Source organism: Mesorhizobium sp. M0217 (assembly GCF_040321955.1).
GTDB lineage: Bacteria > Pseudomonadota > Alphaproteobacteria > Rhizobiales > Rhizobiaceae > Mesorhizobium.
The window spans coordinates 32500-52094 of the sequence record NZ_JAMYSN010000033.1; the positions used below are offsets into that span (position 1 = coordinate 32500).

Sequence of the window (19595 nt, forward strand, 5' to 3'; positions counted from 1 at the left end):
GTCTGGGCGATCGAGAGGATGGCGGCATGAACGAAGCAGTGCAGATGACGACCGAACCGAGGCGCAGGCCCAAACAGGAGCGCAGCCGCGAGCGCATCGACGCCATCCTGTCGACGACCATGCGGCTGATCGGCGAGAAAGGCATCGACGCCGTCACCATGAAGGAAGTCGGCGCACAGGCCGGCGGGCCGATCGCCACCGTCTATCATTACTTCCCCAACAAGTCGGCGATCCTGGCGATGCTCTACGAGCGATTCTCCGAAGTGAGCCGCGCCCGGCTTGCCGCGATCGTTGCCGACGTCGGCGGGCTGAGCGACGTTATCGCTGCGGCCGACCGGCTGCTCGACGACTACTATGAGCGCGTCGCCGGCGACCCCGCCATTCAGGACCTGCAAAACGCCATCCAGGCTGACAAGGCGCTGAAGAATCTCGACATCGCCGAAACCCGGCACCAGGCGACGATGTTCTGCGACCATGTCGGCCCCTTTCTCGCGCCAGAGCGACGCAATGAGTTCGGCCGTATGGTTTTCCTGATCTTCCAGCTGGCCGGCGGCGTCGTGCGCATGGCGCTGACCCAGGACCAGGAGGAAAGCCGCCACACCATCGAGGACTACCGGTCGATCATCCATACGCAGTTGGGACTGTTTCTCTAGCGCCCGATTCGACCCCGTCCGGTCTGGTGGATGAGGTTTTCGAAGCCGTCGGCCAGGTTGGCGGCGCCGGCGGCGACGATCTTCGACAGGTTTCTGGCGCGACCCGGGGTCTTGTTGGCATCGAGCAGCACGGCCCTGCCCTCATGCACGACAAAGTCGAATTTGCCATAGTCGAAGCCCAGCTTCCGACGCAGGGCGCGCAATTCGTCGGGAACCGCAACCGGCTCCCGGCGGATGGTGTCGTCGCCCTTGACCAGGCGCTGTGGCGAGACATAGCGGGTGCAGCGCTCCCGATCGCCGCAGAATATCCAGAACCGCGCCGCAAACCCGTCGGGCTCGATTTCGGGAATGAATTTTTCCACGATCAGGTCGGCACGCCTGAAAATCTCCGGCGCCACATCGGCCAGCGAGGCATGCACCTGATAACGGTCGAAGGTCTGCGCGCCCGGGAAAGGCACTGCCTTGCCGGCGCGAACGGATTTTCGGTTGAGCTGCTCCTCGGGCGTCCCCCAATGATTGAGGTTGCTCTTGACGATGACCTGGCCGCTCCAGTTGGCACCCTCCTCGAGGATCGCACCGCTGATGCGGCGCTTGGAAATGTCGGTCGCACCAAGATTGAGACAAATCGGAAATCCGCGCGCGTAGTCGACATAGTCCGATGGCGTCACTGTCGCGTCGACATGCAGGACGGCAATATCGGCGTTATGACTTGCCGAGGGTCCACGCATGATCTGCACGGAGTGACCGCGCCGTTTCAGCTCCGCCAGGACGTCGAACAGCATGTAGGGGCTGTCCTGGCGCAGCAGGAGGCCCCGCCGGCTCTGGAAGCGGTCAAATTCATGCGTTATGACGGCAATGCGGGCCATGGCCTTTCCATGCATGAGGTAACTCGCAAGGCAACCAACAGCCTGGAAGGAAATATGTCCAGCCTTTCCCCAAACCGTTCCGCATGACTGAGCATTGGGACGCAATTCGCCGTCACTGGCGGCTTCTCGGGTCGCCGCTGTGTCCGCCCCCGGAAGCTGTCGCCGCCTATGAGCGCGAACTTAGCCTGCAATCGGTCGATGTGGTGCTGCTCGGGGTCACGCCGGAGCTTGCCGGCCTCGGAAGGACCATGCTCGCGATCGACGAGTCCACTGCCATGATATCGGGCATCTGGCCGGGCGATACCGCCTCACGCAAGGCGGTGATCGGCAACTGGCTGGAGTTGCCGCTGGGCGACGAAAGCGCCGGGGCGGTGATCGGCGACGGCTGTCTGTCGGCGCTGGACTCCTCGGTTGCACGGCAGGCGCTGCTTGCCGAGATCGCGCGTGTGCTGAAGTCCGATGGGCGGGCTGCATTGCGCGCCTATGCAAGCCCTCAGGTGCCGGACGATCTGCAGGAGGTCCGGGCGCTGACGCTGTCCGGTGGTGTCGCGACCTTCCACGAACTCAAATGGCGCATTGCCATGGCTTGTGCCGGCGGCGATCCCGACCGCGCCATTCCGGTGCGGGCGATCCTCGACGCCTTCGATGCGCTGTTTGCCGACCGGGAGGCCCTTGCCGCGACGACCGGATGGGAGATGCCGGTCATCGGCACCATCGATGTCTATGCGAATTCGCAGACTGTCTACAGTTTCGCCCCGGCGGCGACGCTGGTCGAAGAGGCGAGCCGGTTTTTTGACAGTGTCCGCCTCGCGCCGACAGGGACCTATGGGCTGGCTGAACGCTGTCCGCTTCTGGTGCTTAAATCGCCGCGGCGCCGGTAGGGTCTGCCGTCGGATCGCGGCACGGCTCCAATTGGCACAATTGTGCTCACCGTTCGCCTTGACTCTCGAAAGCCACGCGCTTATTTCAGCGCGACGTTAGCACTCTCCCCAGGTGAGTGCTAACGCACATCCGGCACCGCCGGATCGAGGAACAGCTCTCACCGTTCTCATTCGAGGAAGAAAAAATGGCAAAGTCGAAGTTCCGCCCGCTTCATGACCGCGTGGTCGTACGCCGGGTCGAATCCGAATCCAAGACCGCCGGCGGGATCATCATCCCGGATACGGCAAAGGAAAAGCCGCAGGAAGGCGAGATCATCGCCGTCGGCTCCGGCGCTCGCGACGAAGCCGGCAAGCTGGTCCCGCTGGACGTCAAGGCCGGCGACCGCATCCTGTTCGGCAAGTGGTCGGGCACCGAAGTCAAGCTCAATGGCGAAGACCTTCTGATCATGAAGGAATCCGACATTATGGGCATCATCGGCTGATCATCGGCCTCACCGTCAACTAATTTCGGGCTTGATCGCAAGCCCCCTGCCAGGAGCTAAAAAATGGCTGCTAAAGACGTAAAATTCTCCCGCGACGCCCGCGAGCGCATGCTGCGCGGCGTCAACATCCTCGCCGACGCAGTGAAGGTCACGCTCGGCCCCAAGGGCCGCAATGTCGTCATCGACAAGTCGTTCGGCGCACCGCGCATCACCAAGGACGGCGTCACCGTCGCCAAGGAAATCGAGCTTGAAGACAAGTTCGAAAACATGGGCGCGCAGATGGTCCGCGAAGTTGCTTCGAAGACCAACGACATTGCCGGCGACGGCACCACGACCGCGACCGTTCTGGCGCAGTCGATCGTCCAGGAAGGCCACAAGGCCGTTGCCGCCGGCATGAACCCGATGGATCTGAAGCGCGGCATCGATCTGGCCGTCACCGAAGTCGTCGCGGCTCTCGGCAAAGCTGCCAAGAAGATCAAGACCTCCGAGGAAGTTGCCCAGGTCGGCACGATCTCGGCCAATGGCGACGAGTCGGTCGGCGCCATGATCGCCGAAGCGATGCAGAAGGTCGGCAATGAAGGCGTCATCACGGTTGAAGAAGCCAAGACCGCCGAGACCGAGCTGGAAGTCGTCGAAGGCATGCAGTTCGACCGCGGCTATCTCTCGCCCTACTTCGTCACCAACGCCGACAAGATGGTTGCCGAGCTCGAGGACGTCTACATCCTCCTGCACGAGAAGAAGCTGTCCAACCTCCAGGCCATGCTGCCGGTTCTCGAAGCCGTCGTGCAGACCTCCAAGCCGCTTCTTATCATCTCGGAAGACGTCGAAGGCGAGGCTCTGGCCACGCTGGTCGTCAACAAGCTGCGCGGCGGCCTGAAGATCGCCGCCGTCAAGGCGCCGGGCTTCGGTGATCGCCGCAAGGCCATGTTGGAAGACATCGCCATCCTCACCGGTGGCCAGGTCATCTCGGAAGACCTCGGCATCAAGCTCGAGAATGTCGGCCTCAACATGCTCGGCCGCGCCAAGAAGGTGTCGATCTCCAAGGAGAACACCACCATCGTCGACGGCGCCGGCAAGAAGGCCGAGATCCAGGGCCGCGTTGCCCAGATCAAGCAGCAGATCGAAGAGACCACGTCGGACTACGACAAGGAGAAGCTGCAGGAACGTCTGGCGAAGCTCGCCGGCGGCGTTGCGGTGATCCGTGTCGGCGGCGCGACGGAAGTCGAAGTCAAGGAAAAGAAGGACCGCGTCGATGACGCCCTCAACGCGACCCGTGCGGCCGTGGAAGAAGGCATCGTTGCAGGCGGCGGCGTCGCTCTCCTGCGCGCTTCGGCCAACATCAAGGTCACCGGCGTCAATGCCGACCAGGCTGCCGGCATCAACATCGTTCGTCGTGCACTGCAGGCTCCGGCCCGTCAGATCGCTTCGAACGCAGGTGCTGAAGCTTCGATCGTCGCCGGCAAGATCCTCGACAACAAGGGCGCGACCTACGGCTACAACGCCCAGACCGGAGAGTATGGCGACATGATCGCCATGGGCATCGTCGACCCGGTCAAGGTCGTTCGCACCGCTCTCCAGGACGCGGCTTCGGTCGCCGGCCTGCTCGTCACCACCGAAGCCATGATCGCGGAGGCTCCCAAGAAGGAGTCGGCTGGCGGCGGCATGCCTGGCGGCATGGGCGGCGGCGGCATGGGCGGCATGGGCGGCATGGATTTCTAATCCAAGCTATCTGGCTTATGCATACGGAAAGGGCGCCGAGAGGCGCCCTTTTTTGTTTTGGAAAGCGGATGGTTAGGCGGCGCTGTCCGCCTGCCGCGCAACTTTGCCTGCAAGCACCGCCTGCTCGACAAGTGCCGCCACCTCGTCGGCCACCACCAGCACCGGTGCACGGTCGCGGGTGGCCCGCGCAATCACCATAAGCCCTTCCAGCGACGATTCGATCAGCAGCGCCAAAGCGTGCGCGCGGCGTTCGGGCACCCCTGCCCTGACGAAGGCCTGTCGCAGCAAGCCGATCCATTGCTCGAAAGCCGATCGGCAGAGTTCCGCCAGTTCCGGCACATCGGTGGGTGAATCCAGCACCACCGGCGCGATGGGGCAACCCAGCGAAAAATCATTGTCCTCCAGCATGCGCCCGACCGACTGGTAGATGTGATGGACGGCCACTGCAGGATCGCTTTCGGCTGCCAGTGCTTCGCCCAGCCTTTTCGTGACGTCGGCAACGCTGTTGCGCGTCACCTCGATGACCAGTTGGTCCTTGCCGCCCGGGAAATGAAAATAGAGCGAGCCGCGCGGCGCCCCGCTGGCGCCCAGAATGTCGTTGAGCGAGGTGCCGTGATAGCCGCGCTGCCTGAGCAACAGGCCTGTGGTCTCGAGTATGCGGGTGCGGGTGTCGTTGGCCATGTCAACCTCTGTCAGCAGTGACGCATTATAGGCCTCGCCAAGAATATGACAATCGGTCTATATAATATGTGGATCAGTCTATATACTATTAAGGAGAGTGACATGCGCAGCTACCGGCTCGAAGGGTTTGGTGGAACCGAATCCCTGGCGATGCGCGACGAGGCGCGGACGGAACCGAAACCGCATGAGATCGTGGTGCGAGTCCGCGCCGCCTCGCTCAATCGGCGCGACACGATGATCCTTGGCGGCACCTATCCGTTGCCGGCGCGGCAAGGCATCGTGCCGCTGAGCGACGGCGCCGGTGACGTCGTCGCAATCGGCGATGCCGTCACCCGTTTTGCCGTCGGCGACCGCGTCACCGGCAGCTACTTCGCCCGCTGGATCGATGGCCGCATCAATGCCGGTCTGATCGACCAGCTCGGCTGTACGCTGGACGGCATGCTGACTGAGTTTGCCGTGCTCGACGAACAATGGGCGGCGCGACTGCCCGATCATCTGAGCTGGCACGAAGCGGCGACGCTAACCTGCGCCGGCGTGACGGCCTGGAACGCGGTGACCGGGACCCGGATTCCGAAGCCTGGTCAATGGGTTCTCACCATCGGTTCGGGTGGCGTTTCGCTGTTTGCTCTGCAGTTCGCCAAGTTGCTCGGCTGCCGGGTTGTCGCCATCACATCGCGCGCGGAGAAGGCCGACAGGCTGCGGGCGCTGGGCGCCGACCTCGTTGTCTCCAGCACCGACATACCGGAATGGGGCGGCTGGGCGCGCGAGCAGACAGGCGGCATCGACCTCGTCGTCGAAACCGGCGGCCCGGCCACCTTCGCGCAGTCGCTGATTGCCAGCACGCTTTATGGACACATCGTGCTGCTGACGCTGCAGGACGCCAGTGGCAGATCGATCGAGATGCCGGCAGCGCTTTATCAGCGCAGCCTCGCCACCATCAGCCGCCTGTTCGTCGGCAGCCGCAGCAATCTCGAGGCCATGCTGCGCGCCGTGTCGCAGCATCGCCTCAAGCCCGTTATCGACAGGGTCTTCCCCTTTGCCGAAGCCCCCGAAGCGTACCGCCACTTCCGGCAGGGCGACGTGTTCGGGAAGGTTGTCATCGACTGCGCCTGACCCAATTGCCCGCTTTTCAACCCCGAACCAGGAGAACGACCATGACCATCCGTGAAGCTTCCGCAGAATGGCAAGGCACGCTGAAGGAAGGCGGCGGCCGTCTGCGGCTTGGCAGCGGCGTCTTCGAAGGCGCCTATTCCTTTCCGTCGCGGTTCGAGAACGGTCCGGGCACCAATCCCGAAGAGCTGATCGGGGCAGCACATGCCGGCTGCTTCTCGATGGCGCTGACCTTCATCCTCGGCCAGGAAGGCCACGTCGCCCGCACCATCCGCACCGTCGCCAAGGTGCATCTCGGCGCGACCGCCGCCGGGCCGACGATCACCCGCATCGAGCTCGAAACGGAGGCGGAGGTCACGGATCTCGCCGAAGACGAGTTCGAACGCCTGGCGCAGTCGGCCAAGGCGACTTGCCTCGTCTCGCGCGCCTTGGCCGGCGTGCCTCAGATCACCCTAAAGGCCGTGCTGGTCAAAGCCGTCAAAGATCGATGAAACCGGGAGAATATGATGAAACAGGAGCTTATCATGGACGCAGTCGGGAATGATTTGTCCCGGCAGACGGCCGAGATCATGCGTCGCTTCAACGATGTGTTCCAGTTGCACGATCCGTCCGCGCTTGCCGAGTTGGTGGCGCAGGATTGCGTTATCGAAAACACCGTGCCGGCGCCGGACGGCGCCCGCCATGCCGGCAAAGAGGCATGCATTGACCTATGGTCGGCGATCGCCACCCAGCCCGGCACGCGCTTCGACCTCGAGGAAACCTTCGTCGCCGGTGAACGGGCGACGATCCGCTGGCGCTACTTCATGGCCGACGGCAACTCCATCCGCGGCGTCAACCTGATGCGTGCCGCGGACGAGCTGATCGTCGAGGCGATGGGTTACGTCAAAGGATAGAAGCGTTGCCCGGCACTCCCGTTCCCAGCCCGGAATCTCGCTCAAGTCGAGTTTCCGGGCCGGTTTTCTGGTCACTGGATGACGCGGTGCAGCTTCACCGTGGTGCTGGGACTATTCTGGATGGTCTGGAAGATCACGCAATAGCGATCCGTGAGTTCGAGCAGTTGGTCGAGCTGACTTTGGGGAGCGTCGGTGTCGATGTCGAACCGCAAGCGGATTTCCTTGAAGCCGACTGGAACACCCGCAGTCACGCCGAGCGTGCCGCGAAGATCGACGTCACCTTCCGCGGAAACTTCGGCGGACCTGATCGGAATTTCGAGCACGGCCGCCGCCGCGCGCATCGAGACACCGGCGCATGCGATCAGCGCCTCCAGCAGCATGTCGCCGGAGCACAGTTCCTGGCCGCTGCCCCCGGCCATCGGATGGATGCCGGCAAGCGCCAGCCCGCGTCCGGTCTCGACCTGGCAGGTGACGGTGGACGCGTCGGCGACGCCTTTGGCCTTCAAGGTGAGGAACGCGGCCTTCGCATCCCTGCGATAGAGATCCTTGATCGGCTCCTGCGTGGCGCGAAATGTTGCGATTTCCATGAACAATCTCCTGTCTTGAATTGTCGTTGTCAAAAATGGCGAGCAGTGGCCGGGCCCTTATTCCGGCACCGCGATGCCGGAGCCGCCGAGCTCAGCCGGAAAGTCCCTGAGCTTGGGCAGCCCGTCTTTCATCGGCAGCACGGTCTCAGCGTAGTTGACGTGAACCCCAGGCGTGAATTTCACGCCTGGTATCGTTGCCGCATAGACATCGACCAGGCCGAGCGGCGGATGAACGGTCATCAGATGACCACCGCATTTCGTGCAGAACTGGCGATCGCTCATTTCGGTCTTCTCGAACCCGGACAGGAACTCCGCGCCCCCGGTGACCTTGACGTTCTGAGGCTTCCACAGCGTGAATGCGTTCACGGGAGACGCCGACCACGATCGACAAGAACCGCAATGGCAATAGCCCATTGCCTCGGCGGCTCCGTGCACTTCGATGTCCACGGCGCCGCAAAAACACCCGCCCTTATGTACCGTCATGACTTTTGTCCCTGGTTGGTTTCGACAGCACTCAGCGCCCACTCTCGGCAGCGCTTGAGCACCGGTGCAGGTTTAGGAGTTCTGGCCGCGAACTGAATGATACGGCGTCCGCCTCGCTTGACAGCGCGTCCGGAACTCGAAAGGGATGGCTCACCGGCTAGCCGGGTGCGGGACGAAACGGAATGGCCGGGGATGCTCTGTCTGACCTGTTGAGGACGGTACGCCTTACCGGCGCGACGTTTTTTGACATTGAGGGCCACGAGCCGTGGGCCGTCTGCTCGCCGGCGCCATCGTCCATCCTGCCGAAGATCCTGCCCGGTGCGGACCATCTGATCTCCTACCATGTGGTACGGCCGGCCGCTGCTTCGCGCGCATCGTCGGCCAGGAAGCGATCGCGCTGGAGGCCGGCGAAGTCGTCGTCTTCACCAGGAGCGACCCGCACATTATGTCCAGCAATCCGGCGTTGCGCGCCGATCCGCCGACAGCCGACGTTCTCGACATCGCAACAGCCGGCCGGATGCCGTTTTACATCAACTGCGCCGGCGACGGCGCGACCTCGGCCAGGCTGGTTTGCGGCTATCTCGCCTGTGATGCACAGCCTTTCAATCCACTGCTCGAGGCTTTGCCGCCGGTGATCAAGGCCGGAGATGCCAAAGGCGATGGCGGCTGGCTCAGCCAGTTCATCAACCTGGCTGTCACGGAGGTGGCGCAAAAGCGCGCAGGCAGTGAAACGGTGCTCACCAAACTGAGCGAACTGATGTTTGTCGACGTGTTGCGCCGTTACTTGGAATCGCTGCCGCCACAAACCACGGGATGGCTGGCTGGCCTGCGCGATCCGCACCTGGCGAGGGCACTGGCGCTGATCCACGACCGGCCGGCGCATAACTGGACGGTGGAGGCGCTGGCGAAGGACTCCGCGCTGTCGCGCAGCGTGCTCGCCGAACGCTTCACCAGGCTGGTCGGCATGCCGCCAATGCATTATCTCGCCAAATGGCGCATGCAGATCGCCTCGGAGCTGCTCAGCGCCGGCTCCAGCAACATGGCCAGCATCGCCGCTGAAATCGGCTACGAATCCGAGGCAGCGTTCAGCCGCGCCTTCAAGAAGATGATCGGCCTTCCGCCCTCGGCCTGGCGTCTAGGCATCCGGACCGGATCCGGAACCGACGAAGAGTAGGCCGAGGCCTGGCAGCTCCTGTTCTATCGATCAGCCAGCGCCAGCTTGGCGCCAAGCATGACAAAGGCGCCGGCGAAGGTGCGGCGCATCCAGGTCAGCACCATCGGCCGCGACACGACATGGCTGCGGATCGAGGCCGCAAAGATGCCGTAAGCGACGAAGACGACGAAGGTCAGCAGCATGAAGACGCTCGAGAGTTCGAGCATCTTGGCAAATGCGTTCGGTTCGGTCGTGCTGACGAATTGCGGCAGGAAGGCAAAGAAGAAGATCGACAGCTTCGGGTTCAGGATGTTGATCAGGATACCGGAGGTGATGACCTTGGCCGCCGAGCGGGGTGCCGCGTTTTCATCGACGCTCAGGCCGCCCTTCTCGTTCAGCGTGTTCCAGGCCATGTAGAGGAGATAGGCGACGCCGAGATATTTCAGCGTCTCGAAGGCGACAGCACTTGTGTGCAGCAGCGCCGCCAAGCCGGTGATGGCGGCGGCCATATGCGGGATGATGCCAAGCGTGCAGCCGAATGCAGCAGTGATCGAGGCGCGCGCGCCTCGCGAAAGCCCGGCGCTCAGCGTGTAGAGAACGCCGGTGCCGGGCGAAGCCACGACGATCAGCGACGTCAACAGGAATTCGATGCTCATGGTTCCTCCAACGCCCTGCCCGTGGTGGAAGCTATCGGGGGATGTGGGATGAGGCAAGGTGGGCGTCGGCTAGATCGTTGGCATCCCGTGCGCCTTGCGCGCCATCAGGCAATCGTCGCCGCCAGGCATGCAGGCGTGGCAGACGTCCGGGCGGATCTCGTAGATGCCGCAGGCCGTGTGCTTGCCGATCTCGCCCGTAAGCGCCGAACAGCGCACGCCCTCGCAGCGCATGCCGGACAGGTCGGCGGACACGAACTTTTCCGGAATCCGGTCAAGTTGCGCATCGTCCTCGGTCGAGAAGCGCGGCCATTCGGCCGAGTAGGAGCAGCAGGCGCCGCAGCTCTGGCAATCGAAAACCGGCTGGTCGTCCTGTTTTGACGACCGGATATCCCTGGCGGCCAACGCGACCAGCCCAGGCGCTGCGAGATTGCGATCGGCTTGGTGCGGCAAGGCGCTATTTCTTCTTGCCTGCCTTGCCCTTGGGCGTGGCGGCTGGCGCCTCGAACAGATCGGTCGCCGACGGTTCGGCGGCCTTCGGCGCGGCAGCGGGCTTGGCCTGCTTTGCAGTGGCAGCAGCCGGCGCTGCCGGCTGGTCCTTGGTGGAAAACTTTATGGCCATGTCAGTCCTCGTCGGAAAAGCGGGATGATGGTGCGCGCGGATTGCGCAAGCGGCCGATCAGCGCCGAGACCGCTGTGATGTTCATTTCCTCGGGCGACCAGTTCCTCGCCTCGGCAATGTGGTGCGCCGCCAGTTCGCGATGCGTGCTGCCGCTATAGGCGGCATCCTGGTAGGTCACGCGCTCCTGGGTCTTTTTGTCCTCGCGGACATATTCGACCAGATAGTTCGGGGCTTCGGCACGGCCGCGCACGCCGACGCGCACCTGGGCATCGCCATGCGCGCGCTTGCAGCGCTCGAGCTTTTCCAGCACACGGCGGACATATTCGACCGGCTTGTCCAGGCCCGGGACCATGGACGCGATGGTCGCATCGGCATCGATCGGCGTCGGCGGTACGCGCTTGGTGGCCATCAGCGTTTGCCTGCCCGCTTCGGCAGCGCCGCAAGGACTGCGGCCGCTGCCATGTCGTCGGCTTCCTTTTCCTTGCGCAGTTCGCGCAAGCGCGCGGTCTTGGCTTCGCGCGCCTCGCTGACGGCATCACGCTCGGACAGGATGCGGTTGAGTGACATCGACTGGGTTTGCGTCTTGCTGAACAGCGAGCCGGCCTGGTCGGCAGTCTTGGATTGAGTGGTCAAAACTTTCTCCTGTCGGGAGCCTGGTGCCGATAGAGCGAGAGCGGTCTTCGATTACGACCAAAGCAATACGGCAGCGGGGCAGTATGGGCGGTTCAGATTGCTGGATCGTCCCTTAGCACGTTCCGGCCGGCGTGCGGCGCACTTTTAGCGGCATGACGCACAAAATGAAAAAGGCCAGGCACCGCCTGACCTTCCATGAAAGCGCCGCGCATCCAGTTGGATGCGCAAGGCGCTCCTTTCAGCCTTTCATCGGTGCCAGTACATCCGTGGTCACCGGAAGGCCGAATTCCTTATCAGGCCGCCTTCAACTGGTCGGCGGACATCTTGCCCGACTTGTTGTCGCGGGTCATCTCGTAGCCGAGCTTCTGGCCCTCGACGATGTCACGCATGCCGGCGCGCTCTACGGCCGAGATGTGGACAAAAACGTCGGCGGAGCCGTCGTCAGGCTGAATAAAACCAAAACCTTTGGTGGCGTTGAACCATTTCACTGTGCCGGTGGCCATGAAGAACCCTTTCCCTGGCAAATATTCGTTCACCATCGTGCGACTGCACAACAGCGTTTTGTCTCGATTTTTGATGGGGAAGTTCGTCAAAGGCGCGCATCATGCGCGGATAACAAAAGTCGGTCAAACAAATATCGACATGTTTCTTATAGACTTCTTTTAGCGCCGAGTCAATTTCTGGTTTGGCCGGAACCCAAATTCAACCTGAGGGTGCCTGAGGCATAAGCCTCAACTGACGAGGTGGCGGAGCTCAAGGCGTTCCAAAAAATATTCCACGCCCCGGAACCAATCGCAAGCCGGCGCATTTCCGTGGTGTCAGCAATTCAGAGAGCAATCTCGGTAATGCTGGCAAAAGAACGCCTCCCGCACATTAAGCGGTGCGAGAGGCGTTCTTGTAAGTGCCCTTGTCTGACGCAATTCCCAGGGGAAAACCGTTTCACACTTTCCTTAAACTCACGCTGGCGGCCTACAGGATCGCGCTGATCAGCGGCAGGATCTCGTAGTGGAAACCGCGGCCGGAGCTCGACACCGGATCGCCGTCGGTGACCGCTCTTGCCTCGGCTTCGCTGCCGACACGCAGGATCAGCAGACCCCAAGGACCGGCCGGGTCGGCGACCGGCCCGGCCAGGATCATGGTGCCCTCGGCAAGCTTGCCGCGCAGATAGTCGGCATGCCGGCCCATCAACTCCCTCTCCTCCTCCGTCAGGGTGAAGGCGAAGTCCGGCCGAGGCGGGATCAGCCGGCAGTGGAAGATTGTTGGCGCGGTAGTCTCACGCGGTCCATCATTGCTGGCCATCGGTCACTCACCGTGATGTCATTAGTGGTCCTATTCGTCCGGGCCGGGTTCCGGCCAAGTCTCCTTCGCTGCTTCCGCATACCAGTGCCGCATCGCCGGCGTTGCCAACACGGCGTCGACGTAGGCGCGCGTGTCGGGCGCGAGCTTGCCGCCATAGGTGTCGAAGCGGGTGACGACAGGTGCATACATGGCATCGGCCGCGGTGAAATGACCGAACAGGAAGGGGCCGCCTTTGCCGTATTGTTCCCGGCACTGGCGCCAGATCGTTTCGATGCGCGCGCGCTGCATTTCGCCTTCGGCGTCGAGCGGCTTGTGGCCCTTCGGCCGGCGCAAATTCATCGGCCAGCCATAGCGCACCTCGCGAAAGCCGGAATGCATCTCGGTCGCCACCGAGCGAGCCAAGGCGCGGGCGCCGATATCCTGCGGCCAAAGTTTTTTCTCCGGAAACAGGTCGGCCAGATATTCAAGGATGGCAAGGGTTTCCCAGACAATCCTGCCATTGTGATTCAACACTGGCACAAGGCCGGTGGGCGAGACTTTCGCCAGAGCGGCAAAAGTCTCGGGCGTGCGCAGGCGCACGAAACCTTCCTCGAACGGGATCTCCAGATGCTTCATCGCCACCCATGGCCTCAGCGACCAGGACGAAAAGCACTTGTTGGCGATGATGAGCGTAAATTCAGCCAAGGCGGTCTCCCCAAAATTTCGTCACACTAGTCACACGATACGACGCGGCAAAGCGTTTCGGCGACCATATAAGCGACCAGATGCGACGATGATCGCCGCCCAGGGAACCTAAGCCAAGCCGGCCCGTTTGCCTCCTGCGAATGAATCCCCGGAATCCCAGGAGATGCAAAGATGGTGAACAAGGATCAGGTTGCCGGCGTGGCCAAGCAGGTCAAGGGCTCGGTCAAGGAGGCCGGCGGCAAGGCGACCGGCAACAGGCAGACCCAGGCCGAAGGCACTGCAGACAAGACCGCCGGCAAGGTGCAGAAGGTCTATGGCGACGTGAAGGACAAGATCAAAAAGGCGCTCTGACCCGATCTCGCAGGCAATGAGGAAGGCGGCTCAAGGCCGCCTTTTTCTTGTCAGAGGCTGAGACTCTTGCTGAAGGCGCTGGTGAACTTGACCTCGCCGTGGTCGCCGGCCGCCTCGCCCAGCACTACGTCCATGCTGTCCCCGGTTACCCTCACCAGCGCGAAGCCGCCCATATAGGCGGCCTTCGGCTTGAACAGGTCGAGGCCATCGCTCTTGTAGATCATCGGCACTTCGTGCTGATGGCCATGGAAGATGGCGATGACATTGTAGCCCTTCAGCGCCGCCAGCAGCGCCTGGCGGTCGGCCTCGCTCCACCAATGCGGCGCGCCTGCGCCGTCATCGTCATAGGTGCGCTTGGCCGGGTCCCAGCGCTCGACCGAGAAAGTGTCCCAGCCATAGTGCTGGAACAGGATGACGGGACGGCCATCCGCCGCGTAGGTCGCCAGATCCTGCTTCAGCCACGGCAGGCTGCTCACCGCGCCATGGCCGGTGTCGCCGGCAAAGCGGTGGGTCTGGACGAGATGCAGGCCGCCCCAGTCCCAGGAATAGCAGTCGGTGTCGACATCGTATTCGGTGGCCGGCACCGGCGGCTTGAAGAACACGCCGGGGCGGTGGTTGATCTCGACATAGTCGCGCAATTCACGCCGGTACCAGTCGACATGGGGCGGCGAGCCGTTCTGGTCGAGATCGTGATTGCCGAGGCCGACATAGACCGGCATGTGCACGCGATCGGGACCGACGCCCTGTTGATAGCGCTGGCTGAACTGCAACAGTTGCGTGCCTTCGCTGGGCTCGGTGATCTGGCCGCCGCCATCGTCGGTGATGTCGCCGCCGACAACGAGGCCGAGCGGCGCATCGATGCGGCCGCCGGCCGAACGCAGGCGGGTTGCAACGCCATCGATCTCGACTGGCCATTGCCGGCCGGCCAAGCCATTGAGGACAGCGACATTGCGCAGCAAGGCGGCGTCGGTCTTGCCTTCCTCCAGGCAGTTGGGGCTGAGGCCGCTCGACATGCGGCAGGCATGGACGTCGGCGATGAACAGAAAGGTGGCGTCGATGGGCTGGATGCGCTTGCCGGTCTGGCCAAGCGCGGCGCGCGGCAGCATGCCAGCCATGGTAAGGCCGGCTGCCTGTGCGAGGAAATTGCGACGGGAGAGGACGAGCTTGCGATTCATGACCTGAAATTCAGCACAGCCGGCGCCCCACCGTCCAGTTGCCAGGAATGGCAGGTCGACACGGCACTGTGGCTCTGGCATTTCTTGGGTCATGCTGGCGCGTAGCAAATACAAGCAGAGGGGGAGGATTTCATGAGAGCCGTTTCGATAGGCGTGGTGCTGGCTGGGTTGCTACCGGCGGCTGCGGTGCATGCCGCCGATTGTGTCGACGCAAAATCGGCCAAGGCCGGCTTCGTTCTGGAAATGCCTGGCGTCCGCAGCGAGTTTCGGCCGGTGGCCGGCGGCATGGTGTCCGTCGCCAACAACTACGAATCGCAATCGCCGCAGACACAGTTCCTGTTTGCCGGCCTGGTCGAAGTGTTTCGCGACAGCGATACCGGACGGGTGGCGACGATTCCGTTTTCCGATCTGCGAAAACTGTTTCCGCTGAAGACGGGAGCCAAGAGCACGATCGAATTCGTCGAGTTGTCGCCGAACAAGCAGCCGAAGAGCACCAAGACACTGAGCCTGGTCGTCAAGGGCAAGGAGACGTTCAGCGTCGGCGGCTGCAAATACAACGTGCTGGCGGTCACGGAGACCTTCAAGAACGGCGCCGGCGAAACGCTGGACACATTCACCGCGCTTTATGCTCCCGATCTGCAAGCGTCTCTCGCCCGGCGTTACGACGAAGGGACCAGCGCGGAATCGGTGAACGGTTACGAGACGATCAAGCCGCTTTCCAACTAGAACAGCGCAGTTCCGGCCTCAAGGTTTTCCCGGCCGCAGCAGGATCCTGCGACGCCGCTTCGCTCTGCTCGGGAATGGCGGCGTTGAGCTGCCCTGAAGTTCGGCCAGGCAATCGCGCAGCACGCTGGCATCCTGTGCCGCCTTGGCCATCGACATGGCGCCGGAATAGGCGGCGATGGCGAGTGCCGCAAAGCGCTCGGGGTCGGTGCCCTGCTCCCTCCCCGACTGCTGGTCGGCTCGCACCTTGTCGGCAACCGCCTGACGCCATCCGGCAAAGATATCGTCCAGAGCGGCGCGGAAATCCGGGTCAGCGAGCGACAGTTCATGCGCCAGATTGTTGAGCGGACAGCGGCGCACGAAGCCTTGCTGCTCAAGCTCGGTCGCCACCGCCTCGAACACCGCGCGCACGCCTTCGCGCGCCGAGCCTGCCGCCCGTACAGGGTTGATCCAGGTTTCATCGAGGGCCGCTGCCACGCGCTCCTCGATCACCGCCAGAGCGAGCGCCTTCTTCGTCGGGAAATGATGATGCAGCGCGCCGCCGCTGACGCCTGCGGTCGTCATCAACTCGCCAAGAGCGGATGCATGATAGCCACGCGCCTGGAACGACGCTTCGGCGATATCGAGCACCTTGTTGCGCAGCCCTTCGGGATCGTTGGTGCGTTTTCGCGGCGGCCCTTTCGGAGCCCGAGCAATCTCTGCTGACATTTGCCAACGATAGCAGATTGACAAAACAGGACAACCGGTCTGTTTTAAAAACCGGATGATCATCCTGTTTTTGGAGACGACACAATGACCGTACCCCTGAATGCGCCTGCGACGGCAAGCCTGCTCGCTTCGCCTGTCGTCGAGTTGCGGCAGTACACGCTGAAGCCGGGACGGCGCGAGACGCTGATCGACATCTTCGACAGTCGGTTCATCGAAGGCCAGGAACACGCCGGCATGACCATCATCGGACAGTTCCGCGACCTCGACCGCCCCGACATATTCGTCTGGCTGCGCGGCTTCGATGGCATGGAAGCGCGGAAGCAGGCGCTCACCGCCTTCTATGACGGGCCGGTGTGGACGGCGCACCGCGACGCCGCCAATGCGACGATGATCGATTCCGACGATGTGCTGCTCTTGAAGCCGGCATGGCCAGGCGCCGGCTTCGATCTGTCAGGCGCGCAGCGAGGCGCCATGCCGGCGGATGGAAAGCCAAGCGCAGACAATGGCTTGACCGGTGTTGTTGTCATCCAGATTCATCATCTGCGGTCTGGCGCCGAAGCCGATTTCGCCGGCAATTTCGAAACGGATGCCGTTCCGGTCCTTATCGGCGCCGGCGGACGGTTGCTTGGCGCCTTCATCACCGAGCACGCCGAAAACAGCTTTCCCCGCCTGCCGGTGCGCTTGAGCGAAAACGTCTTTATCGCGGTGACGGGTTTCAACAGTCCCGAGGCGCATGCCAGTTACGAAGCCGCAGTTGCCGCTTCGCCCCAATGGCAAGCGGCCGATGTGACCTGGCGGACCGAAACCTTGCGCCTGACGCCGACGTCGCAGTCGCTGCTGCGGTAACCGGATCGGCACGCGGCCAACCGAAGTTCATACTGAGCGATAGGCCGGCGGCTTGACCGCCCTCGCCGATCGGCATTGCCTTCGTGACGCGGGCAACAGCGAGAGCATTCGATGCGACTTGGCCTTCAATGAGACTTTCTGGCAAACGAGCACTGGTGACCGGCGGCTCGGACGGCATCGGCCTGGCGACATCGGAAGCTTTCTTGCGCGAGGGCGCCGACGTGCTGATCGTCGGTCGCGACACCAGCAAGCTCGAGACCGCCCGCGAGACACTTGCGGCGGCGGGCAACGTCGGCACCCAGTCGGCCGATCTCTCGACCTCGTCCGGCATCGATGCCGTGGTCGATCGCGCGAAAGCAACCGGCCCGCTCGACATCCTCGTCAACAATGCCGGCGTCGCTTATCTGGTGCCTTTCGAGACCGTCACCGAGCACCAATTCCAGCAATCCTTCGCGCTCAATGTGACGGCGGCGTTCTTCCTTACCCAGCGGCTGCTGCCGCATCTCGGCGCCAACGCCTCCGTCATCAATATCTCGTCCTACTTCGCCGACAAGATGATCCCGAAGCGGCCGTCGAGCCTGTATTCCTTGTCCAAGGGCGCGCTGAATTCGCTGACCAAGTCGCTGGCCTTCGAGCTTGGTCCGCGCGGCATCAGGGTCAATGCGATTGCGCCCGGCACGGTCGACACCGCCATGCGGCGCAAGTCGATCGACAACCTGCCGGCGGCAGCGCAAGCCGAGCTGAAGACCTATGTCGAGCGCAGCTACCCGCTCGGCCGCATCGGCCAGACCAGCGATCTTGCCGGCATCGCCGTCTATCTGGCCAGCGACGAGGCGGCGTGGACCAGCGGCGGCATTTTCGCGATCGATGGCGGGTATACGGCGAGGTGACCGTTTGGACGGCCCTCGGCCTCGAACAAGCGGAGCACTTGACCAAACTTCCGATACCGCGTCTGTCTGCAGATTGAGCAATGCTTCAGACATTCGTGGTGCCATGCCGTCTATCGATCCACTGATCCTCTTCTACACAACGTTCTTCAGCAAACCCGTCGATATCGCGTCGATACAGTGCGAAATGCCCGGGCGGTGGACACTGGACAAACGACGGATTTCCGAGGCCGCGGCAGTCGTCTTCCATATTCCGAACTTTCGCGAAGTTGGCGATGCCTACAAATACCCTGGTCAATATTGGGTCGCCTGGTCGATGGAATGCGGCCAAAACTACAAGCGACTTGCCGACCCCAAAATCATGCGGCACTTCGATATCATCATGACGCATGAATCCCGGTCCGATGTCTGGGTACCCTACCTTCCGCGTGCGGTGTGGTGGAAAGATGCGCTGGCCAGACCAATCGTACCGAAAACGGAAGAAGCGCCGGTCGCACTCTTCCAGTCGGCCGGCCTGAATTATAGCGGCCGTGTCGATTTGGCGAACGAACTGGCGCGCCACATCAAGATCGATTCTTATGGCCGATATCGCAACAACCGATCGGTCTCTGGCCCCGATCTGGGCTCGAAGACCAAGATCGAAACCATTGCGCGGCACAAATTCTGCCTGGCCATGGAGAACTCGATCGAGGCCGACTATGTCACCGAGAAAATCTATGACGCGTTCATGGCGGGCACGGTGCCGATCTACCTTGGCGCTCCCAATGTGGACGAGTTCGTTCCGGAGCACTCCTTTATTGACGCCAGTGCCTTCGCCAGCGCCAGCGATCTTGCAGCCTATCTCCAGCACCTGATCGCAACGCCGCAAGACTACGAGGCTTATTTCGACTGGCGCTCAAAGCCATTGCCCGACAACCTCGTCAAACGGGTGCAATCATTGGAAACACCCGCGTTCTGCAGACTGATGAGCGTCGTGCGCCAGCGTCTGGAGGCGCGGACAAGCAAGCCTTCCGGACGGCGAACACTTCCGTTCGGCTACAGATCCTATCTCAGGACAAAGCTGCGCCGTTGGAGGAAAAAGGTTCCGAGCTGACGGTCCGCGATCAGGCGCGCTTTCAGCAAAATACGGAGAACAAAGAGCGTCTCTTGCGACGTCGAGACGGCTTCGACCTTGCCGCCATGCATCTTGGAAATCTCCGAGGCTATGTGGAGGCGCTCCCAGGGTGGACTTGAAATTCTCGGTTTCGCGATCCGAAGCTCGATCCGGATGCGATGCCGGATTTTGGTCGGGAAACTGAACAGAAGGACAAGTGCATAAGCTACCTCATCGCTGCTGTTGCCAGTGAGACGCCGGCACGGATGGTAGTTTGTGTGGCAGCGTCGCTCGTAGGTAGAGTAGGTAGACATGAATGGTTGTGTGCGTCAAGTTCTGCAAAATGGGGCGGCCATGATGCTGGTCATGCGGCTTGGCGCAGAGCGAGCTTCTTGTGCTCGCGCAGGTCGTCC

At 62.5% G+C, this 19595-nt stretch carries 27 protein-coding genes and 1 pseudogene; 14 read left to right on the forward strand and 14 right to left on the reverse strand.

The genetic code is table 11. From position 1 onward, the window contains the following. Positions 1-26: 26 nt before the first annotated feature. Positions 27-653, forward strand: coding sequence for a TetR/AcrR family transcriptional regulator (locus tag NKJ18_RS29640; RefSeq protein WP_023712752.1), 627 nt, complete (start codon positions 27-29; stop codon positions 651-653). Here NKJ18_RS29640 and NKJ18_RS29645 read toward each other — a convergent pair. After that, a complete protein-coding gene (locus tag NKJ18_RS29645; RefSeq protein WP_027049677.1) occupies positions 650-1519 on the reverse strand; it encodes a hypothetical protein in 870 nt (289 codons plus the stop codon). The genes NKJ18_RS29640 and NKJ18_RS29645 overlap by 4 nt on opposite strands. A gap of 83 nt (positions 1520-1602) precedes the next feature. Here NKJ18_RS29645 and NKJ18_RS29650 point away from each other — a divergent pair, with 83 nt between their 5' ends. The 3 genes from NKJ18_RS29650 to groL all read left to right on the forward strand — a co-directional run bounded on the left by NKJ18_RS29650 (position 1603) and on the right by groL (position 4601). Next, positions 1603-2400 carry a class I SAM-dependent methyltransferase gene (locus tag NKJ18_RS29650; RefSeq protein WP_023689544.1) on the forward strand — a complete coding sequence of 266 codons (798 nt, stop codon included), beginning with the start codon at positions 1603-1605 and terminating at the stop codon, positions 2398-2400. Between the two features lie 185 nt (positions 2401-2585). After that, positions 2586-2882 (forward strand): co-chaperone GroES, encoded by a 297-nt coding sequence (gene groES, locus NKJ18_RS29655; protein WP_006203049.1) that lies wholly within the window; start codon positions 2586-2588, stop codon positions 2880-2882. 63 nt (positions 2883-2945) lie between these two features. Next, positions 2946-4601, forward strand: coding sequence for a chaperonin GroEL (gene groL / locus NKJ18_RS29660; protein WP_023709705.1), 1656 nt, complete (start codon positions 2946-2948; stop codon positions 4599-4601). Positions 4602-4673: 72 nt separating this feature from the next. Here groL and NKJ18_RS29665 read toward each other — a convergent pair whose 3' ends face one another. Beyond that, a complete protein-coding gene (locus tag NKJ18_RS29665; protein WP_023684303.1) occupies positions 4674-5282 on the reverse strand; it encodes a TetR/AcrR family transcriptional regulator in 609 nt (202 codons plus the stop codon). A gap of 102 nt (positions 5283-5384) precedes the next feature. Between NKJ18_RS29665 and NKJ18_RS29670 the strand changes: the two genes are divergently transcribed. The 3 genes from NKJ18_RS29670 to NKJ18_RS29680 are packed head-to-tail and all read left to right on the forward strand — an operon-like array spanning position 5385 to position 7285. Continuing rightward, positions 5385-6395, forward strand: a complete 1011-nt coding sequence (locus NKJ18_RS29670; protein ID WP_023743977.1) for a zinc-dependent alcohol dehydrogenase family protein — start codon at positions 5385-5387, stop codon at positions 6393-6395. Positions 6396-6436: 41 nt separating this feature from the next. After that, positions 6437-6883 (forward strand): OsmC family peroxiredoxin, encoded by a 447-nt coding sequence (locus NKJ18_RS29675; protein WP_023684306.1) that lies wholly within the window; start codon positions 6437-6439, stop codon positions 6881-6883. A gap of 15 nt (positions 6884-6898) precedes the next feature. After that, positions 6899-7285 (forward strand): nuclear transport factor 2 family protein, encoded by a 387-nt coding sequence (locus NKJ18_RS29680; protein WP_352761120.1) that lies wholly within the window; start codon positions 6899-6901, stop codon positions 7283-7285. Positions 7286-7356: 71 nt separating this feature from the next. Here NKJ18_RS29680 and NKJ18_RS29685 read toward each other — a convergent pair whose 3' ends face one another. Together NKJ18_RS29685 and NKJ18_RS29690 are read right to left on the reverse strand one after the other, a co-directional pair. Beyond that, complete coding sequence (locus NKJ18_RS29685) at positions 7357-7872, reverse strand: OsmC family protein (protein ID WP_023684308.1); 516 nt, start codon at positions 7870-7872, stop codon at positions 7357-7359. Positions 7873-7929: 57 nt separating this feature from the next. Further along, on the reverse strand, positions 7930-8355 hold the full coding sequence (locus tag NKJ18_RS29690; protein ID WP_352761122.1) for a GFA family protein: 426 nt from the start codon (positions 8353-8355) through the stop codon (positions 7930-7932). 182 nt (positions 8356-8537) lie between these two features. Here NKJ18_RS29690 and NKJ18_RS29695 point away from each other — a divergent pair. Together NKJ18_RS29695 and NKJ18_RS29700 are read left to right on the forward strand one after the other, a co-directional pair. Continuing rightward, positions 8538-9085: pseudogene (locus tag NKJ18_RS29695) on the forward strand (cupin domain-containing protein); the annotation flags it as partial. Positions 9086-9112: 27 nt separating this feature from the next. Beyond that, positions 9113-9529 (forward strand): helix-turn-helix transcriptional regulator, encoded by a 417-nt coding sequence (locus NKJ18_RS29700; RefSeq protein ID WP_352669976.1) that lies wholly within the window; start codon positions 9113-9115, stop codon positions 9527-9529. 23 nt (positions 9530-9552) lie between these two features. Here NKJ18_RS29700 and NKJ18_RS29705 read toward each other — a convergent pair whose 3' ends face one another. From NKJ18_RS29705 to NKJ18_RS29740, 8 genes are all read right to left on the reverse strand, one after another. Continuing rightward, the gene (locus tag NKJ18_RS29705; protein WP_023671507.1) at positions 9553-10164 is read right to left on the reverse strand and encodes a LysE family translocator; all 612 of its coding nucleotides are present in this window, start codon (positions 10162-10164) and stop codon (positions 9553-9555) included. A 69-nt stretch (positions 10165-10233) separates the two neighbouring features. Further along, the gene (locus tag NKJ18_RS29710; protein ID WP_023715196.1) at positions 10234-10614 is read right to left on the reverse strand and encodes a YkgJ family cysteine cluster protein; all 381 of its coding nucleotides are present in this window, start codon (positions 10612-10614) and stop codon (positions 10234-10236) included. 4 nt (positions 10615-10618) lie between these two features. After that, on the reverse strand, positions 10619-10783 hold the full coding sequence (locus NKJ18_RS29715; protein ID WP_023671505.1) for a hypothetical protein: 165 nt from the start codon (positions 10781-10783) through the stop codon (positions 10619-10621). A 1-nt stretch (position 10784) separates the two neighbouring features. Then, on the reverse strand, positions 10785-11192 hold the full coding sequence (locus tag NKJ18_RS29720) for a hypothetical protein (RefSeq protein WP_023671504.1): 408 nt from the start codon (positions 11190-11192) through the stop codon (positions 10785-10787). Further along, positions 11192-11416 carry a hypothetical protein gene (locus NKJ18_RS29725; RefSeq protein WP_023689917.1) on the reverse strand — a complete coding sequence of 75 codons (225 nt, stop codon included), beginning with the start codon at positions 11414-11416 and terminating at the stop codon, positions 11192-11194. Before NKJ18_RS29725 ends, NKJ18_RS29720 begins: the two co-directional genes overlap by 1 nt. 293 nt (positions 11417-11709) lie before the next feature. After that, positions 11710-11919: a cold-shock protein gene (locus NKJ18_RS29730; RefSeq protein WP_023671502.1), complete on the reverse strand. Its 210-nt coding sequence runs from the start codon at positions 11917-11919 to the stop codon at positions 11710-11712. A gap of 466 nt (positions 11920-12385) precedes the next feature. Further along, a complete protein-coding gene (locus NKJ18_RS29735; protein ID WP_023824496.1) occupies positions 12386-12715 on the reverse strand; it encodes a YciI family protein in 330 nt (109 codons plus the stop codon). Between the two features lie 30 nt (positions 12716-12745). Next, the gene (locus NKJ18_RS29740; RefSeq protein ID WP_023684314.1) at positions 12746-13399 is read right to left on the reverse strand and encodes a glutathione S-transferase family protein; all 654 of its coding nucleotides are present in this window, start codon (positions 13397-13399) and stop codon (positions 12746-12748) included. A gap of 171 nt (positions 13400-13570) precedes the next feature. Between NKJ18_RS29740 and NKJ18_RS29745 the strand changes: the two genes are divergently transcribed. Then, on the forward strand, positions 13571-13750 hold the full coding sequence (locus NKJ18_RS29745; RefSeq protein ID WP_023671498.1) for a CsbD family protein: 180 nt from the start codon (positions 13571-13573) through the stop codon (positions 13748-13750). A gap of 50 nt (positions 13751-13800) precedes the next feature. Here the strand turns inward: NKJ18_RS29745 and NKJ18_RS29750 are convergent, their stop codons facing one another. Next, positions 13801-14925, reverse strand: a complete 1125-nt coding sequence (locus tag NKJ18_RS29750; protein ID WP_023689913.1) for a metallophosphoesterase — start codon at positions 14923-14925, stop codon at positions 13801-13803. Positions 14926-15057: 132 nt separating this feature from the next. Between NKJ18_RS29750 and NKJ18_RS29755 the strand changes: the two genes are divergently transcribed. Next, complete coding sequence (locus NKJ18_RS29755) at positions 15058-15651, forward strand: hypothetical protein (RefSeq protein ID WP_023689912.1); 594 nt, start codon at positions 15058-15060, stop codon at positions 15649-15651. An 18-nt stretch (positions 15652-15669) separates the two neighbouring features. On the opposite strand, the gene NKJ18_RS29760 is transcribed toward NKJ18_RS29755, so the two are convergent. Further along, positions 15670-16356 (reverse strand): TetR/AcrR family transcriptional regulator, encoded by a 687-nt coding sequence (locus NKJ18_RS29760; protein ID WP_352761125.1) that lies wholly within the window; start codon positions 16354-16356, stop codon positions 15670-15672. An 84-nt stretch (positions 16357-16440) separates the two neighbouring features. On the opposite strand from NKJ18_RS29760, the gene NKJ18_RS29765 reads away from it, so the two are divergent. From NKJ18_RS29765 to NKJ18_RS29775, 3 genes are all read left to right on the forward strand, one after another. Continuing rightward, positions 16441-17202, forward strand: a complete 762-nt coding sequence (locus NKJ18_RS29765; protein ID WP_023689910.1) for an NIPSNAP family protein — start codon at positions 16441-16443, stop codon at positions 17200-17202. A gap of 128 nt (positions 17203-17330) precedes the next feature. Continuing rightward, entirely contained in the window at positions 17331-18092 is a 762-nt protein-coding gene (locus NKJ18_RS29770) for an SDR family NAD(P)-dependent oxidoreductase (protein ID WP_023821201.1), read from the forward strand. A gap of 103 nt (positions 18093-18195) precedes the next feature. Continuing rightward, on the forward strand, positions 18196-19182 hold the full coding sequence (locus tag NKJ18_RS29775; RefSeq protein WP_023715187.1) for a glycosyltransferase family 10 domain-containing protein: 987 nt from the start codon (positions 18196-18198) through the stop codon (positions 19180-19182). Positions 19183-19595: the final 413 nt, after the last annotated feature.